The organism is Brevibacillus sp. BC25 (assembly GCF_000282075.1).
Taxonomy (GTDB): domain Bacteria; phylum Bacillota; class Bacilli; order Brevibacillales; family Brevibacillaceae; genus Brevibacillus.
Genome location: NZ_AKIX01000017.1, coordinates 1 through 18,065, shown reverse-complemented (window position 1 = coordinate 18,065; position 18,065 = coordinate 1). Strand labels below are relative to the sequence as shown.

General features: G+C 48.1%; 17 protein-coding genes. 4 read left to right on the top strand and 13 right to left on the bottom strand.

The features are described from left to right. Positions 1-49: 49 nt before the first annotated feature. Positions 50-1,933 (top strand): SH3 domain-containing protein, encoded by a 1,884-nt coding sequence (locus tag PMI05_RS04190; protein WP_039960208.1) that lies wholly within the window; start codon positions 50-52, stop codon positions 1,931-1,933. 239 nt (positions 1,934-2,172) lie between these two features. After that, complete coding sequence (locus tag PMI05_RS04185; protein ID WP_039960212.1) at positions 2,173-2,667, top strand: DinB family protein; 495 nt, start codon at positions 2,173-2,175, stop codon at positions 2,665-2,667. Between the two features lie 91 nt (positions 2,668-2,758). Here PMI05_RS04185 and PMI05_RS04180 read toward each other — a convergent pair whose 3' ends face one another. The 8 genes from PMI05_RS04180 to PMI05_RS04145 form a co-directional block, all read right to left on the bottom strand. After that, on the bottom strand, positions 2,759-3,310 hold the full coding sequence (locus PMI05_RS04180) for a short-chain dehydrogenase (RefSeq protein WP_007717576.1): 552 nt from the start codon (positions 3,308-3,310) through the stop codon (positions 2,759-2,761). Positions 3,311-3,334: 24 nt separating this feature from the next. Next, entirely contained in the window at positions 3,335-3,772 is a 438-nt protein-coding gene (dtd, locus tag PMI05_RS04175; RefSeq protein WP_007717575.1) for a D-aminoacyl-tRNA deacylase, read from the bottom strand. Positions 3,773-3,823: 51 nt separating this feature from the next. Next, a complete protein-coding gene (locus tag PMI05_RS04170; protein ID WP_007717574.1) occupies positions 3,824-5,995 on the bottom strand; it encodes a bifunctional (p)ppGpp synthetase/guanosine-3',5'-bis(diphosphate) 3'-pyrophosphohydrolase in 2,172 nt (723 codons plus the stop codon). Between the two features lie 383 nt (positions 5,996-6,378). Next, positions 6,379-6,891, bottom strand: a complete 513-nt coding sequence (locus tag PMI05_RS04165) for an adenine phosphoribosyltransferase (protein WP_007717572.1) — start codon at positions 6,889-6,891, stop codon at positions 6,379-6,381. Between the two features lie 12 nt (positions 6,892-6,903). After that, entirely contained in the window at positions 6,904-9,252 is a 2,349-nt protein-coding gene (recJ, locus tag PMI05_RS04160) for a single-stranded-DNA-specific exonuclease RecJ (protein WP_007717570.1), read from the bottom strand. 115 nt (positions 9,253-9,367) lie between these two features. After that, entirely contained in the window at positions 9,368-10,300 is a 933-nt protein-coding gene (gene secF / locus PMI05_RS29770) for a protein translocase subunit SecF (protein ID WP_007717569.1), read from the bottom strand. After that, a complete protein-coding gene (gene secD, locus PMI05_RS29765; RefSeq protein WP_007717568.1) occupies positions 10,290-11,525 on the bottom strand; it encodes a protein translocase subunit SecD in 1,236 nt (411 codons plus the stop codon). The genes secF and secD overlap by 11 nt, the downstream gene beginning before the upstream one ends. A 174-nt stretch (positions 11,526-11,699) precedes the next feature. Then, a complete protein-coding gene (locus tag PMI05_RS04145) occupies positions 11,700-11,936 on the bottom strand; it encodes a post-transcriptional regulator (RefSeq protein ID WP_007717566.1) in 237 nt (78 codons plus the stop codon). An 87-nt stretch (positions 11,937-12,023) separates the two neighbouring features. Between PMI05_RS04145 and spoVB the strand changes: the two genes are divergently transcribed. Then, complete coding sequence (spoVB, locus tag PMI05_RS04140; protein WP_007717565.1) at positions 12,024-13,610, top strand: stage V sporulation protein B; 1,587 nt, start codon at positions 12,024-12,026, stop codon at positions 13,608-13,610. Positions 13,611-13,613: 3 nt separating this feature from the next. Here spoVB and PMI05_RS04135 read toward each other — a convergent pair whose 3' ends face one another. After that, positions 13,614-14,327 (bottom strand): DUF421 domain-containing protein, encoded by a 714-nt coding sequence (locus PMI05_RS04135; protein ID WP_007717564.1) that lies wholly within the window; start codon positions 14,325-14,327, stop codon positions 13,614-13,616. A gap of 68 nt (positions 14,328-14,395) precedes the next feature. Next, positions 14,396-15,373, bottom strand: coding sequence for a magnesium/cobalt transporter CorA (corA, locus tag PMI05_RS04130; RefSeq protein WP_007717563.1), 978 nt, complete (start codon positions 15,371-15,373; stop codon positions 14,396-14,398). 130 nt (positions 15,374-15,503) lie between these two features. Here corA and PMI05_RS04125 point away from each other — a divergent pair, with 130 nt between their 5' ends. Further along, positions 15,504-15,920: a TIGR04086 family membrane protein gene (locus PMI05_RS04125; RefSeq protein WP_007717561.1), complete on the top strand. Its 417-nt coding sequence runs from the start codon at positions 15,504-15,506 to the stop codon at positions 15,918-15,920. 49 nt (positions 15,921-15,969) lie between these two features. Here PMI05_RS04125 and yajC read toward each other — a convergent pair whose 3' ends face one another. From yajC to PMI05_RS04110, 3 genes are all read right to left on the bottom strand, one after another. Further along, positions 15,970-16,305 (bottom strand): preprotein translocase subunit YajC, encoded by a 336-nt coding sequence (gene yajC, locus PMI05_RS04120; RefSeq protein ID WP_007717559.1) that lies wholly within the window; start codon positions 16,303-16,305, stop codon positions 15,970-15,972. Positions 16,306-16,323: 18 nt separating this feature from the next. Next, positions 16,324-17,454 (bottom strand): tRNA guanosine(34) transglycosylase Tgt, encoded by a 1,131-nt coding sequence (gene tgt / locus PMI05_RS04115; protein WP_007717557.1) that lies wholly within the window; start codon positions 17,452-17,454, stop codon positions 16,324-16,326. A gap of 117 nt (positions 17,455-17,571) precedes the next feature. Continuing rightward, a partial coding sequence (locus PMI05_RS04110) for an S-adenosylmethionine:tRNA ribosyltransferase-isomerase (protein ID WP_007717555.1) occupies positions 17,572-18,065 on the bottom strand: 494 nt, incomplete at its 5' end.

The following is an 18,065-nucleotide window of genomic DNA, read 5'->3' as shown; positions in this document are numbered from 1 at the left end:
TTGCAGGAAAAAGCAGGAGAAATAGCGAAGTGATTATTTTGGTAAAAACATGCAAGATCGCAATGAATTCAAAAAGCTACGTATTTCGGAAAGGATGTCTATCGTGTTTGTTCGTCAAAAGATCCTGATGAGTCTCCTGACTGTCGTCTGTGCCATTTCCCTCCCCGTTTCTGCAGCCTGGGCCGCCGGTTCTGTTCAGGTCACCGTGGACAAGCTCAATGTCCGTTCAGGTCCCAGCCTCCAAGATGCTATTGTCTCTACACTGCCGAACAAAACTGTGCTGCCTGTCATCTCCACCAAAAATGACTGGATTCAAGTAAAGCTTCCGAACGGCCAAAGCGGTTGGGTAGCGAACTGGCTCGTCAGCACACAACAACAGAAACCAGCAACAGTATCTGCCAAGCAAGTGGAGAGCACCACAACGAATCTCAATGTTCGTTCTGGACCCGGTCAGACATATGCAGTCGTACAAACAATCAATCCAGGTACGCGCTACCCCATCGTGCAACAGAGTGGCGAATGGTTCCAAATTCAACTCAACGCAGGAACAAAAGGCTGGGTCGCAAACTGGCTTGTAAAAGAAGTAAGTGCGGGACAAGCAGTTTCTCCTCCCCCTACTGGTAGTACACCCCCGGCAACTAATCCTGCGGGCACAGGCTCAAAAACGAAGCCTCCTGCCGAACAAGGAGCCAGCCTAACCTTGGATTTCGCTCCGTACGTATACGCCACGCCAGATGCCAGTACACCTGCAATCGGTCAACTACATGCGGGCGAGAAAATCACGGTCATGAACAGACAAAACGGTTGGATTCAATTCCCTTACGATGGAGTTAATGCTTGGCTCTCCACCGATCAAACCAACCCGAACACAGGTCAACCGCCCCTGCCTGAAGATGGAAATGGAAACACGCAACCTCAGACTGGACAATCATCCTCTTCAAGTAAAACCGCCACAGTAAAAACGGACGGATTGAATCTGCGCAGTGAACCGAACACAAGCAGTACCATTCAAACTACATTTCCCGTCGGAAGCAAGCTGACTGTTTTGGAAAAACAAGGAGACTGGTACCGCATCAAAGCGGCGGACGGAAAAACTGGCTGGGTGGCAGGCCAGCACATTACGGTCGACCAACCAAGCATGCCTACTCCGAGTGGCCCATACGTGACGATCATGAATCCAGATACAAATGTTCGTTCTGGTCCGAGTACCGATCACGAAGTTATCAAACAGGTACAGCCTGGCGAGAAATACGGGATTGCCAATAAATCAGGCGAGTGGTTCCAAGTAAACTTCCCTGACGGCTCCACAGGCTACATTGCAGGTTGGCTTGTTTCTGCTAACGGTGCGTCAGCAGTGGTACGCAGTAATGATCTTGCCGGCAAAGTCATCGTCGTCGATGCTGGACATGGTGGCACAGATGGTGGTTCGACTGGCTCCAGCTTCTCTACTTTAGAGAAAACGGTCAATCTGCAAGTATCTCTGCTCCTGCGCAACAAGCTGGAAGCAGCAGGTGCCAAAGTCATCATGACACGGGCTGATGATCGTAAACTGACCCTGCAACAGCGCGTCGACATCGCGATTCAAAATCAGGCTAGTATTTTTGTCAGCGTCCATCATAATACGCATCCAAACTCTACAACGAATGGCTCGATTATTTTCTACTACAGCCAAGGTAACTCTAGCAAGCTCGCCTCCCTGGTTCAAACGGAACTGGTGAAGGCGACGAGCTACAAGGACATGAACTATCGATACGGAGACTATTTCGTTCTACGCGAAAACCCGGTGCCATCCATTTTGGCCGAAATCTCCTTCTTATCCAACTACAATGATGAGATTCGCGCACGTTCCGAGAAACAGCAGGATCTTGCAGCGGAAGGTCTGTTCAAAGGGATTGTCCAGTACTTTAATACACAAAGCAATCAGGGAGGCTGATCCCTCTCTTACAAAAACCCCCATCGAAAGAAGCTGGCTCAAGCTCTCTCGTATGGGGGTTTCTTTTATCGCGTACCCGCTCGCATCAAGGCAAGGCAAGCAGGAATTCCAAGAGGATTTGCGAATATCATAAGGCATCGAAAGGAGTGATGACGGATGAAAAACAATCACAATATCAGCAATCGCACGGTATGGACGCAGGTGATCACAAGTTAACCTTTGAAAATGGAGTGATTTTTATTAAAACGATGTTTGAGTACAATTGGATGGTTCGTGAAGAATGGCTGAAATGGTGCGAGGATGTCCCAATGGAAGAATTGCTTCGTGCGCGCATCGGGGGTGTCGGGGGTATTTTGCACACACTGTTCCATGTTATTGATGTAGAATGGAGCTGGATTCAAGTCATGCTGGGAAGGCCTGATTTCCAAGAAAGCTTCGACCTTCACAACCGGTTGGAAAAGGTTCGTGACCTGGAGGCGACTTTTCGCCCGGATGTGCTTCAATTTTTGCGCAATTGGGATGAAAGTATGGAAACAAGAGCCTTTCAGGATACGAAGCCAGACGGCAGCATCGCTACATACACATGGGGTGAAATTATGCGGCACATGATCGCTCATGAAATCCACCATGTCGGGCAGCTATCGATATGGGCACGAGAAATTGGGAAAAAGCCGATTTCCGCAAATCTGATCGGCAAAAATCTGATCCTCCCTGCAACCAATTTCATTCACTGACCCAATTTAGTACTGAAACGACAAAAACGATTGCATCCGGCAATCGTTTTTGTTTTTGTTTTTGTTTTTGTTTTTGTTTTCGCTATCTGTATTAATACGCCGGGCGTTTTTCCCACGGCTCGACCTGACCGACGATTATTTGCCGTTCAGATGTCTGTAGAGCGTCAATCACCCCAGCCGCAATTTCATCATTTGTCAGCCAGCGTGAATGCTCACCTGCACATGTAAACCCAAGGATGACCCGTCGATATATACAAACTTCTGATGTAGGTTCTATCGGTGGATTCCTCCAAGCACCGCTCCCACACACATGCAACAATTGCCAGCGCTGCTCAGGACCCGACAGTTCTTCCACGATCACAGAGAGTGCATGTGGTGCAGTCGAATGAATCCACGCGACAACCACATCCATCGGCCCTCTCTTCTCTACGAGCTCGGCCATAGCCTGACGCAGGCTGTCTGTCTGGTGGTAGTCTTGTGGCAGCAAATGAATCGACTCTGGATGAATTGAACCGTCTCTGACACTTCTTAATTTGACTGGATCACGGCCGAGCACGGTTACTTGATAACCTTGACGAGCCAGCCAGCGGGAGACCTCTGTAAGCATGCCACTCGCACCGATCACCAATGCTTCTTTGGTCATGTTTTCATCCCCCGATGGTTGTGTTTACGATTCCACAATCAGTGTGACAGGGCCATCATTTAACAGACGTACGTCCATCATTGCGCCAAAGCGCCCAGTTTCCACCTGGAGCCCTTTTTCACGCAGCTTGGCGTTAAACAGCTCGTACAGCGGTTCAGCCTGATCTGGTCGTGCGGCAGCCATGAAGTTCGGCCTTCTGCCCTTTTTGCAATCGCCATACAGCGTAAATTGTGATACGGACAAAATTTGACCACCTTTATCTAAAACAGAGAAGTTCATTTTGCCTTCCTCGTCTTCAAAAATACGCAAGTTCGCAATTTTGTCTGCGACAAATTCTACTTCTTTTTCTGTGTCTTCATGCGTAATTCCTACCAGCAGCATTAAGCCGTGATCAATTTGTCCGACGATCTCTCCTGCCACGGTAACACTCGCTTCTCTCGTTCTTTGTACGACAACCCTCACACTGACTCATCCTTCCTGTTAGCTAAACAAGAACACCCAATCCAAGAGGGATTAGGTGCTCAGTATCCGGCGAACCGAATAAATATCTTTGATGCGCTTGATGCGCTCTACTACTTTCAACAGATGATCCACATTGCTAATCGAGATGGTCATATGAATCGTTGCCACTCGATTTTTATCGGACTTGCCACTGACAGCCGCAATGTTCGTCTTTGTCTCTGCCACAACCTGCAATACATCGTTTAACAGTCCGCTCCGATCATTGCCCGTGATCTCGATCTCTACATGGAAATTATGTTTGAAATCGGTATCCCATTCGACATCAATCAGACGCTCTGTACATTCGTCTGTCAGTACGTTCGGACAGTCCAGTCGATGTACCGATACCCCACGACCTCTTGTAATGAAACCGATAATCTGGTCGCCTGGGACAGGTGTACAACAACGTGAAATACGGACGAGCAAATTATCCAAGCCACGGACTTTGACGCCAGACTCACTCTTGGCAGAATGATTTGCTGGATTCGGTTTGACCTCAGGAATGGTCGGGTTTTGTTCTTCGCGCTCTCGACGGAGTTTGTCTAGAAGACGAGTCGCAATTTGCGAAGCCGTAATACCGCCATAGCCGACTGCGGCAAACATGTCTTCTGCCCCTTGGAAATTAAACCGGGCTGCCGCTTCCTTCAGGTTCGTTTCCGTCATCGCTTCTTTAATATCAAAGCTGCGCGACTTGATCTCCGCTTCCACCATCTGCTGACCTTTGGCGACGTTCTCTTCCCGCTTCTCTTTTTTAAACCACTGTTTAATTTTATTGCGAGCATGCGCGGATTTGGCCATCTTAAGCCAGTCCTGACTAGGCCCGTACGAATGCTTAGAGGTCAGGATTTCGACGATATCGCCTGTTTTCATCGCATAGTCGAGCGGTACGATCTTGCCGTTTACTTTGGCGCCAATTGTTCTGTTTCCTACCGCAGAGTGAATCCGATAGGAGAAGTCCAGCGGTACAGAGCCTTTTGGCAGCTCGACTACATCGCCTTTTGGCGTGAAGACGAAAACCGTATCGGAGAAAAGATCCTGCTTGAGACTCTCCATGAACTCTTGCGCGTTCGGGGCTTCTTCCGATCCACCTTCAATAATCTCCCGCAGACTACCCAGCTTCTCTGCAAACGAGCCTTGCACGATGCTTTTGCCTTCCTTGTACGCCCAGTGAGCCGCGATCCCGATCTCAGCTGTCTGATGCATATCCCACGTGCGGATTTGCACTTCCAATGGCTCACCTTTTGGCCCAATCACTGTGGTATGAAGAGATTGGTACATGTTTGTCTTTGGCATGGCAATGTAATCTTTGAATCTACCAGGCATCGGCTTCCACAGGGTGTGCACGATACCGAGAACCGCATAACAGTCGCGGATGTCATTCACGATGATTCGCAACGCAAGCAGGTCATAAATCTCGTTGAACTGCTTGTTTTGTCTCGTCATCTTTTTAAAGATGCTGTAGATATGTTTCGGACGTCCCGAAATTTCTGCCTCGATGTTTAATTCGCCCAGCTTTTCTCTTATCGTATCCGATGCTTCATTCAAGTAGGCTTCGCGCTCCACCCGTTTCTTTTGCATCAAATTCACAATCCGATAATACTGTTGCGGATTCAAATACCGAAGCGCTGTATCTTCCAATTCCCATTTGACGGAAGCGATCCCCAAGCGATGGGCAAGTGGCGCAAAGATTTCCAGTGTTTCATCGGAAATCTCACGTTGCTTCTCCTCGGACATGTGCCGAAGTGTCCTCATGTTGTGCAGACGGTCTGCCAGCTTGATCATGATGACTCGGATGTCCTGTGCCATGGCAACCAGCATCTTGCGGTGGTTTTCGGCGAGCTGCTCTTCCTTGGACTTGTATTTAATTTTTTCCAGCTTGGTCACTCCATCTACCAGGAGAGCTACATCCGGTCCGAACTGCTCACGGAGATGATCAAGCGTAATCTCGGTATCCTCCACGACATCATGCAAAAATCCAGCCGCAATCGTAACGGCATCCATGTGCAGGTTTGCGAGAATACCCGCCACAGCGATTGGGTGCATAATGTAAGGAACGCCTGATTTGCGTATTTGCCCTTCATGCGCTTTTTCGGCAAGCTGATAGGCACGTGTAATCAGGTCCATGTCCGATTGTGATAAATAGGTGCTTGCTTTTTTTACTATCTCATCAATGCCGGTAATCATAGTTCCCTTCCCTTATCCTCTCAGTAAAATAACCTCGTTCGAGGCCTTCTCACGGAGGAGCGACCGCATTATAGCGGAAAGTTTCACCGAAGTATTGCCGGAAGCAGACGCTGAGGCACTTCGTGATGCGCTCCGGAAAGTTTAAGCCTGGACGCATTTCGCACTGTGAAGCACTTGAACTTTCCTATACGTCTAGAAAACTTGGGCTTTGCCAAGCCTTTTGGCGCAGGCGAAGGCTTACTTGCACGTATCATGTCTGTCTATTTCATACTATTATCTTGTATGTGGTTCGTCTTGTAAAGCTGAATTCCCCTGTAAAGTATGTGCAGCCCCAGAAAAAAGAAAAAAACGGGCATTTCACCCGTTTTTCCTTGTTGCATCAATTAATATTGAACGAGCGATTTGATAGGAATTTCACCTATTTTGCTACGTCCATCCAAGTAGGACAGCTCGATAAAGAAGGCAGCTCCCACTACTTTGCCTCCAAGTTGCTCAATCAAATTGATTGTTGTCTCAATGGTTCCACCTGTCGCCAGCAAATCGTCTGCAATCAGAACACGCTGACCTGGTTGGATAGCATCTACGTGTACAGCTAGTGCATCTTTTCCATACTCCAGGTCGTAATCGGCCTTGATGGATTCATATGGCAGCTTGCCAGACTTGCGGATCGGTACAAAGCCAATTCCCATTTCGTACGACAATGGAGCACCTACTACGAATCCACGTGCTTCTGGGCCCGCAATCACGTCTGCTTCAACTTCACGAGCGAAGACAGCCAAGTCTTGAATCGCTGCTTTGTAAGCAGGGCCATCCTTCAACAGAGTAGTGATGTCCTTGAAACGAATACCTGGCTGTGGAAAATCTGGGATAACACGAATGTATTGTTTAAAATCCATGAAAAATTCCTCCTAAACGGTGGTTGGTTCCACCAATTGATGAAGCGATTGAATCATTGCATCAGAAGAAGAAAGTAATAAATCCGTAGCTAGCTGTGCCTCTTCCTTCCAATTCGCGTAGAGCATTGAGCTCTCGAGCGGCCTTTTCGCAGTGTTGGCCAAGAGCGTGTACTGCTCCGCCTCCTCTACTAAAAACTCCAGCTCCATAAAGATGGCAATCATGCCGTCCAATAGATTTCTTTTCCATTGCAGCTTTCTAGCCAATGCATCCATATGGATTTTTTTAACTGTTGGCACTTGGACGAAAAACTGGTACAACTGTTTAAAATGCTCCCGGCCCGGACAGGAAAGCCGCTCCATTCCTAAATCCGGATCACCAAACAAACAGTATATGCGCTCCGCTTGTTTGAGCAAGACACGAACCACTTCCAATTCGGAACGATGCTTCGGCAAATCATACAAAATCACGTTGGAAGAGGCTGTGATGTTCGTCCCCTCTCGACCAACCACGAACAAGGAATTCACCTGATCGCTTGTCGTTTTCGCTGCCAGTGGCTCATAGCTTTCCTCGCGAAACAGGATGGTCACCGAATTTGACTCCGCCATCACTTGCTGCCATTTCTCTATCTTGTCACGACTGCCTCGCCAGTCAAACACTTGCTGGTGTCCAACAGACAAATCACGGATCGTCAGCTGAGGCTTTCGATTTCCGTTCCATTCGTTTACAGACAATTCTCCTAATACGTGAAAACGTGCCTTGGGCGTTACTCTCTTTGTTACATGTGCCCAGTTGAAGCCAATTGCATCCAAAGAGGTAGCCGCTTTGTTCAATGTACACTTCAAATGATTGTCATCGCGCCCAATGGTGCGCATCCCTTGCGTTTCTACTTCTTCTAACAAAACGAGCGGTGTTGGATTCCCCATTCCATATGGGGCGAGCTGTTCGAGTTGCTCCGCCGCGGTCAAGCTGATCTCTTCCATGCTCATCGCAACGTCCACTTTGGTCATCGGCGTGAAGTCTTCAGCAGACAACCACTCTCCAGCGAGCTCGTTTAATTTTTGGCGTAATAAGTCGAGATTTTCTACAGGCAAGGTCATCCCTGCTGCCATTGTATGACCACCATAGTGCGGTAGCCATTCTTTGCAAGCAGTCAGACCTTCATACATATCAAAACCTGCAATGCTTCTTGCCGAACCTTTTGCCGTTCCTTTTTCTGGATCAATGCCAAGCACAATCGTTGGACGGTAAAAAAGTTCGACCAAACGGGAAGCTACGATCCCTACCACGCCTACGTTCCAGCCTTCTTTAGCCAGAACGAGAACATTGTTCTGGTCAGGCGGATACAGCTCATTGACCATCTGTACAGCTTCCTCAGTCATCGCTGCGACAATTTCCTGACGTTCGCGGTTTAAGTCGTCCAGCGCCTGGGCACATTTCTCTGCTTCGTCCATATCCGAAGTCGTCAGCAATTTCACAGCGGATTCAGCCGTCTCCAGCCTTCCACTCGCATTCAGACGCGGTCCTAGCGCAAAGCCTACATGTCCCGCCGACAGCTCGGTATCGGCCAACCCACAAACTCGGATTAAGGCTTGCAGACCAAGGTTCCTTGTATGATTTAAGCGCTTTAATCCTGCTCGAGCAAGAATGCGATTTTCATCTACCAACGGCACCAGATCCGCTATCGTCCCCAATGCAGCCAAATCAGCCAAATGCAGTGGCGGTTCTTTCAGCAAGGCATGCCCCACTTTAAAGGCGACCCCCACTCCCGCCAACATATCAAACGGGTACGAACAGCCGGGCTTCTTGGGGTTAATCACAGCAAATGCCTCCGGGATGATTGCCGGAGGTTCGTGATGGTCGGTTACAATGACGTCAAGACCTAACTGGTTCGCGTACGCTACCTGCTCCACTGCACTGATCCCTGTATCGACAGTGATGATCAGCTTATAGCCACTATGATGCAGATGCGCCAATGCGTCTTTATGTAACCCATACCCTTCTGTAAAACGGTTGGGAATGTAGTAGTCAAAAACAGCGCCGAGTTGGCGCAGTAGATGTACCATTAGCGATGTGGAGCTAACCCCATCGGCGTCGTAATCGCCGTATATGCAAATCGGTTCTTGCCTTTGAATGGCTTGTTGAATGCGATGCACGCTTTGTTCCATTCCATCCAGCAAGAAAGGGTCATGAAACAATTCTGGACCGGCTTGCAAAAAATCACGAGCCTTTTGTGATGTGTCAATGCCACGTATCACCAGAAGCTTGGATACGAGCGGAGTAAGCTGGCATTCTGCGGCAATAGTAGCAGCAAGCTGCTCATCATAGGTGGCCAGTTTCCAGCGTGTTTTCGCTTTCAGCATGGGCGTTCCTCCAATCCTCATTCATTATAGAGGATGGAGCACAAGCCTGACAATAGTGAGGCTTGCTCCGGTAAAAAAAGGAGAAAACCGCGGGAATATCCCCGCGGCTTTCGGATTAGCTTTCGTTTGGAGCTGTTGAAAAGCGCTTCTTGTTCAGTTCTCTCTTTTTCAAAGAGACCCATATTTGCGCAGCGATAAAGATCGAAGAGTAGGAACCACTGAGCAATCCGAAAATCAGTACGAGGGAGAAGTTGCGAATCCCTTCGCTTCCCAAGAACACAATCGCAACGGCTGTAGCCAAAACGGTTACCACGGTAAAGACAGAGCGGCGCATTGTCTGCCACAAGCTCACGTTTACCAGGTGTTCCAGGTCTTCAATTGTCTTGGTCTTCATCACGCGTTCATTTTCACGGATACGGTCAAAAATAACAATCGTATCGTTCAACGAGTAACCAACGATCGTCAAGATCGCTGCGATAAAGGTCAAGTCAACCTCGAGTCGAAACACGGAAAACAACGCGATCGGGATAAATACGTCATGCAAGAGCGCAATCGCACATGCGACCCCGATCAAGAACTGGAAGCGGAACGCTACGTAGATGGCAATCCCAAGTGCAGCGAACAAAATTGCAAAACCCGCATTGCGCACCAATTCTTGTGCAATAATCGGATCAACTGTAGACTCTTGCTTGGTTACCTGATCACCATACTTGGCTATCAATGCCTGTTCAATCTCCGTCAGCTTTTCCGGTGGAATGGTTTCTTCAAAGCGTGTAAAAGCCTGTTTTTCCCCATATGCTGTCACATCTGAAAAAGATGTCTCCGGTAGCTTTTCCCGGACGATCGCATCAATATCAGTCGTCGAGAAGTCTTTCCCGATATACATATCAAGACGTGTACCTGCTTTAAAATCAACCCCGAGATTCAACCCAAGAGTGAACATGGACAGCAGGCCCAACGCAAGAATAATCCATGAAATCACAAAAAATTTCTTACGGTTTTTTACAATGTTGTACTTATCAGCGTACTCTAGTGCTCTATAACTCACCAATTTCACTCTCCTTTACCCCGAACCAAGACGGCTTCTTGAATAGGTTCGTACGGATCAACAAGCCGAGGAGGAAGCGAGAGGCAAAAACGTTTGTAAAAATACTTACGATCGTTGTCAGCATCGAGATAATCGCAAAGCCTTGGATAGAGCTAGTCCCGAAGAAATACAATACCACAGCTGCGATCAAAGCCGTAACCTGTGCATCCAAAATGGTGACCAAGGAACGTCGTTCACCTGCACGGAATGCAGATAGAATTGTCTTACCGGAACGGATCTCTTCCTGAATACGTTCGTAGGTAATAATATTCGCGTCCACGGCCATCCCGATTCCCAAAATGAAACCAGCAATCCCTGGCAATGTGAGCGTCGCATCCATCCAATCCAAGAAGAGCAGGGAGAGATAGATGAAAGCTGCCAATGTAATATTCGCGACCAGACCTGGCAAACGATAAACCACCAGCATGAACAGGAAGATAAAGGCTCCACCGATATATCCTGCATACAAGGTTTTTTCCAAGGACATCGCACCAAGTGTAGCCCCTACAGATGTTACCTGTTTCTCAATCAGTTTGGCCGGCATTGCACCGGAGTTAAGTAAGTCAGCCAACTCTTGCGCCGATTCTTGTGTGTAGTTACCGGTAATTTGTGCACTACCACCGGAAATGACAGACTGAATCGTCGGGTTGGTCTGCATTGTATCATCTAGGAAGATTCCCATTGGCTTACCAAGATTTGCACGAGTCACATCTTCTAGAAGTTTCGGTTCTTTAAATTTGACGGTAACCAACGGTCTTTTCAGTTCGTCGTAACCGACTGCTGCTCCCCCCGGAGCCAAATCGCTACCTTTCATCATCGTCTTGCCTTCTACGTCACGGAACGTAAGTACGGCTGGCTTGCCGATCAACTCGCGAAGCTTTTCCTGATCAGCATCATGGGAGGCAATCCTCACACGGATTCGGTCCGGCAGCTCGACGTTTACCTCTGGTTCGGTAACGCCACCGATATTCACCCGTTTTTCAACCATTTGCGCTGTTGCAGCCAATAATGTTGTATCGACCTTTTGTCCTTCATTCAGGGGCTCTACCTGATACAAAATCTCAAAGCCGCCCTTTAGATCCAATCCTAGTGTGATATTGCTTGCTACTTGTCCAGTCGTGGTAAACAAACCGCCCAACAAGCCCACCACAACTAGGAACAATACAAGTCTGCTCCATTTAATCATGTAATACCCCTCTTTCCTAGCCGTGCCTCGTCGTCGACACGAAAACCAATATGCCCATTATAGCGAAGGAAGAAAAAACGTGTCAATTAATGCTGGAAAAGCGAACCATGGTAACCAACCCCTTATCTGCATCGCACATTTTTACCTATACGATTTAGATAAGAAGAAGTTTCACTAAGAATTTTTGTACATTTGAATCATGAGGTAATTCATATACTTGTTAGTCTTTAAGGACAAAATGTCGTTGACAAGCTGGTGGATCGGTGGCATTTCTTTATAGCCGTTCGTGACGCATTCCCATATGTCTTCAGCGGCCACATTGTCATACCCCAAGAGAGCAAATTCCTCTGCCTTACTTACACAAAGACTTGCGACTTGCCCATACCATTCCTGTTTTTGCGCTTGGTCCATCCCAATTTCCCCCTCAAAGTAGTCATGCCGACCGCGGCACGTCCATATTCTTTACTGAGTGAATTTATCCTTGCAAAGGAGCCTTCCATGAAACAATCCTTCTTTTACGGAACGGTCATCCTCATTATTGCTGGTGGCATCACCAAAGTGTTTGGCTTTGCTCACAGGATCGTGTTGTCGCGCATTATCGGAGCGGAAGGAATGGGGCTTTATCAGATGGTTGTGCCCCTTTTATACTTTCTGATTACTGTGACGACATTCGGACTTCCGGTTGCCATTGCAAAGCAAGTGGCAGAGACGGAAGCGGCTAATAATCCCCGGCTGACTCGCCGATTTCTGTTACTAGCCTTGTCGGTCGCCGGCGGGATCAGCCTCTTCATCTGTGTCCTGCTCCTCTTGTTCTCTCAATGGATTGCTGGAATGCTATTCGCGGACCCTCGTGCACACATTGTTTTGCTTGCCGCCATTCCGGTCATCCCGATTTCCGGCATTTCTCTTGTCCTTCGTGGATACTTCCAGGGCAAGCAAAACATGATCCCTACTGCCGTCTCTCAACTTGTGGAGCAAGTCGTCCGAATGGCACTGGTCGTTGTCATGACGATGTCGTTTCTTTCAGCAGGCATTGAGTACGCCACAGCAGGGGCTGTCGCCAGCATTATTTTTGGAGAAGCAGCCGGACTCTTGTACATTCTCTGGCAATATCGCAAAGGCAGCAAAAAAGCAGCAGCTCAGCTTCTGGATAAGCCCCTTCTCATGACGGTTTCAGCAAGCAAAAAGAGCTTGTCGCAACTCATCCATGTCGCACTCCCTGTCACGCTAAGCCGCATCATCGGCTCCATCGCTTACGTGCTAGAGCCGATGCTCGTACCGTACGCGCTCGTCATTGCAGGCTTTACCACCTCGACTGCTACTGGTTTGTACGGACAGTTTGCCGGGATGGCCGTTCCTTTGCTACTTTTCCCCACTTTTTTAACGTATTCCTTGTCCGTTTCCCTCGTTCCTGCCGTGGCGGAAGCGGCCTATCAAAAAAATGCTCCACTCGTGCATCGCCGCATTTATCAAGCCATGCGGATTACACTCGTCATCGGAGCACCTTGTACCGTCTTGCTCACCATTTTTGCAGAACCTTTATGTGTCCTGCTATACGGCAATGAGTATCGGGAGGTTGGCGTGCTGCTAAAAGAGCTGGCACCGTTCTCCGTCTTCCTGTTTTTCCAAGCACCGCTTGCAGCCGCCTTGCAAGGCCTCGATTACGCACAGGTCGTCTTTCGAAATACGCTGATCAGTGCCATCATCAAAACTGTCGCCATGTTTTTTTTCACGGCACATCCAGCATTCGGCATTCACGGCGCTGTCATTGCTCTTAATATCGGCATTACACTTGGAACATTATTGCATTTTGCCAGCCTGATCAAAAAAATTGGTTTTACGGTCGACCTTCAGGAATTCGGCAAAATCGCGATCGCCATGCTACTCATGGGTTATTCCGGTTCCTACATTGCCAAGCATTGGTTTATAGACGTATCGATTGGACAGCTATTGACCGCAAGCACCTTCATTAGCACCTTGCTGTACTTTGTCCTGCTCGTCGCCATGCGCGTCTTGGGCAAGCAAGACGTGCGTCGCATTCCGTGGATCGGCGAACAACTCGCCGTGTTCTTCCCTCGCCGCTAGCGCTTATTGCAGCGGCTTGTCTTTTTTGTCCAAATACATGATGCCACGTTCGTCAATGCTGCAAAAAGAAACCTCTCGAATGTCTTTGATTCCGTATTTGCGGATTTCTCGTTTCAGCCAAAGCTGGTTTTGTCCGATCTTGTTCAGTGCTTCCGTTCTCACCTTGCCATCGAGAATCAGTGGGATGGGCAGACCTTTGTACGAGACAGGACCGACTTGTGGCTTCATCATCAACGATAAATCTTCCCTCGTAACCTTATCTTTTTGCTCCTTTAAAAACACACTCATCTGTCCGGTTGGCTCCAACAACGCAAATTCCACATCGGCAATGTTTTTTACATCTTTTTGCCGCAGATGTACCATCAAATCATCCATGTTCAAGCGATTGCGACGCATCGCCTGCTCCCTGATTTGCCCATTTTCTATAATCAAATCGGCAGAGCCGTCCACTGTATCGCGGAATTTCTTGCTCTTTAATGACAGATAAGCGAAGGCGACTTCCAATAAGGCAATCAACAGCATCGGCAAATAAAACCGAAGAGCAGGCTTATCGACATCCTCAATCGCCAGTGCAGCCATTTCTGCAAGCATGATCGAAATGACTACATCAAAAACGGACAGCTTTCCCAATTCCCGCTTTCCCATCAACCGCACTAAGATCAGGAGGAAAAAATACGAGAAAAGGGTGCGAAGTAACACCATTGTAAGATTATCCACTTTCGCTGCCCCCCAAAGAACATTTGTTACTAGTGTTCAACAGGGGGCAGGGAAAGTATTAGCACCAATTACAGCCACTTTCGCTTGCGGAAAATGTGAAGCATGGCAAACGTCATGGCTAGCATAATCACGAGTGCCACGATCAGCATATACGGTTCGGCCTCTTCACCCAGCCATGCAAAAGTATTCATCCCGAATAGTCCGGTGATAAATGTCAACGGAAGGATGATCGTAGAGATGATCGTAAGAACCCGCATGGTCTCCGTTGTTTTGGCGCTAATGATGGTGTAATACGTATCCAACGCACCGTTAACCAGATCACGGAAGGTTTCCGTTGAATCGGAAATCCGCTCTAAGTGGTCTGTTAGGTCGGTGTAGAACGGAACGTTTTCCTCGGAAATATCGAAGGAGTAACGGCCGTTGACGTTCGCGAAAATTCTTTTTTGCGGCATGATCACACGCCTGATTAAAATAATTGTTCGCTTCAACGCCAGGAACTCTTCGGTAATTTCCTCCATTTGATGTTCATAAATCTCGTCCTCCAGCTCGTCAATCCGCACACTAATCCGATCAATAATGGGAAAATATTCATCGGTAATCCCGTCTACAATGGCATACAGCAAATAGTCAGGACCTCTGTTCAAGTAAGAAATGTTGCGGTGACACATGGCAGCGATCCGACCGATGGTATTCATCGGGGACTTGTGGATCGTCACGATGTAGTTAGGGCCGAGAAAAACGTTCAGTTCTACCGTTGTGATCTCGTCATCGCTTTCTTCATTGTAACGCAGGGCGTGAAAAACGAAGAAATAGTAGTCATCGTACTTGTCTACCTTGGCACGTGGACTGACGTGCAGGCAGTCCTCAATTGCCAGCGGGTGAAAGTCGAAAATCTTGGCAATATAGGGCAGTTCATTGTTTCCCACATCATACAGATCGATCCAGAGTAGATCCTCTGGTGATTTCAGCCATTGATCCTTCGTTGCCAGATCAACGTCGTGAAACATCTTCTGTTCAGAGTGGTTATAAAAGTACGTTTTGATCAATCTTCCTCACCCCCGTCTCGTTCCCCATCCATCATACGAAAATTCCTATCAATGTTCAACGCGAAGATGAATACGTGAGCCAAGCCTCTCATATAGATGTACAAACACTTCCAATAAGGGGGTACATACCGTGCGAAGTGCATCCACCTCTGTACTGACAGGTCTATTGTATACGACATGTCTTGTTTTAATTGGAGCGTTGCTCGCGACCTTGCTCCTTAGCTTCACCTCGATACGGGAAGGCACGCTGCCCTACTTTACGTACGTGATCAATGCCATCGCCCTCTTGATCGGGGGATTCGTTACCGGACGTCGTTGCGGCGGCAGGGGCTGGTACTACGGCGGACTTACCGGACTCACTTACTTCCTTTTCATCCTCTTGATCGGCTTCCTCGGCTTTGACGCTCCGATGCAATTGGGGACCTTCCTGTTCTTGTTCGGTGCTTTTGGAGTGGCTGCGTTAGGTGGGATTCTCGGCGTGAATTCGGCCAATTCCAACAACAAACATAAAGGCGGTAAACCTAAAGTTATCAAGCCTCGCCGCTAAAACAAGACAGAAAAAAGCAGGTGGATCACCCACCTGCTTTTCGCATGTATTATTTGGATTCTTCTTTTGCTTCTTCGCTCTTTGCAGGTTCACTCTTTGCTGGTTCACTCTTTGCAGGTTCGTTGCTGGAAGAAACTACGCTGTTGATCGCACCTCGATCGAACGTAACGTTTACGTTATGAGCAATACGCAAAGTGATAGTATCATCAGATAGGTCTTGGATCGTTCCATGCACTCCACCGATTGTTACGATCTTGTCGCCTTTTTTCAGAGCACCAAGCATAGCGTTGCGTTGTTTTGCCTTCTTTTGTTGCGGACGAATCAGCAAGAAGTAAAAAATCGCAAACATGATGATAATCGGTAAAAACTGAGTCAAGCCATCCATGAAAAAAATCCCCCTCGATTAAAAAGATCTATCTTCACCCAATCCATATTGAGCGAAAAACTGGTCGCGGAAATCTTGCAAGCGGTCTTCGGCAATCGCCTGACGCACCTGTTCCATTAACTTCACCAAGAAGTGCAGGTTATGGTAGGTAGTTAATCGGATACCAAAAGTTTCCTCCGACTTGACCAGATGTCGGATGTAAGCACGTGTGTAATTTTTGCAGGTGTAGCAATCGCAATTTGGATCAAGCGGGGTAAAGTCACGCGCGTATTTTGCATTGCGGATGACCAGTCTTCCCTGGCTTGTCATGCATGTCCCATTGCGGGCAATTCTTGTCGGCAACACACAATCAAACATGTCGATGCCGCGAATCGCTCCATCGATAAGAGCATCTGGTGAACCAACCCCCATCAAATAGCGGGCTTTGCTTGTCGGAAGCAATGGAACGGTATGCTCCAGCACTTCATACATCAAAGGAAACGGTTCTCCCACGCTCAAACCGCCGATCGCGTAACCTGGGAAATCCATGGAAACGAGATCGCGTGCACTTTGTGCGCGCAAATCGTTGAACATACCACCCTGAACGATTCCAAACAACGCTTGTTCGTTTGGACGAGTATGCGCCTTCAGGCAACGCTCTGCCCAGCGGGTTGTTCTCTCCATTGATTTTTTTACGTAATCGTACTCCGCAGGATAAGGAGCACATTCATCAAATGCCATGAAAATATCGGCACCCAACGCGTTTTGAATCTGTGTAGCCTCCTCAGGACCAATAAACAGCTTTTCGCCGTTTAGGTGGGAACGGAAGGATACTCCTTCCTCCGTAATCTTACGAAGGTTACTAAGGCTAAATACTTGAAAACCGCCGGAATCAGTCAGAATGGCACGGTCCCAATTCATAAAGCCGTGCAGTCCGCCTGCCTCGCGAACAATTTCATGCCCTGGACGTAGAAACAAATGGTACGTATTACTGAGGATGATGCCCGCGCCAAGCGCTTTTAACTCCTCGGGGCTCATCGTCTTTACTGTCGCTTGTGTACCGACAGGCATAAAGACAGGGGTGTCAATCGTCCCATGAGGGGTATGTAACTTACCGAGACGTGCACCAGTTTGTTTGCATGTTTTGATTAACTCGTAGCGTACAGCCAAATCTTTGCACTCCTCAAGCTCTGTATGTAAGTCTTACCTATTATAGAAAAACTTCTGGATGAAGTAAACCCACCTGACTAATAAGTATACACTTATACAGGTGGGTTGTTCACATTTTTATAAAATTAACATCGCATCGCCAAAACTGAAGAAGCGATACTCCTCTTCCACAGCCGTTTTGTAGGCGCGCATCACATTCTCTTTTCCAGCCAAAGCACTCACGAGCATGACGAGCGTAGACTTCGGCAAGTGGAAGTTTGTCAGGAGCCCGTCCAGGATGGAAAACGTGTAGCCCGGATAAATGAAAATATCCGTCCAACCAGAGGTTGCGACCAGCTTTCCTCCATTCGCGCGCCCTACTGTCTCCAATGTGCGGCATGATGTCGTCCCGACAGCGATTACTCTTCTACCTTCTGCTTTTGCCTGGTTCACCAGCTCTACTGTTTCCTCGGGAATCTCATAGTACTCCGCGTGCATGACATGCTCTTCCACGGAATCCGCTGATACAGGTCGAAAAGTCCCAAGTCCCACATGTAGGGTCACGTAAGCCAGCTGTACACCTTTGGCAGCGATTTGCTCCAAGTACGGCTTCGTGAAATGGAGACCGGCTG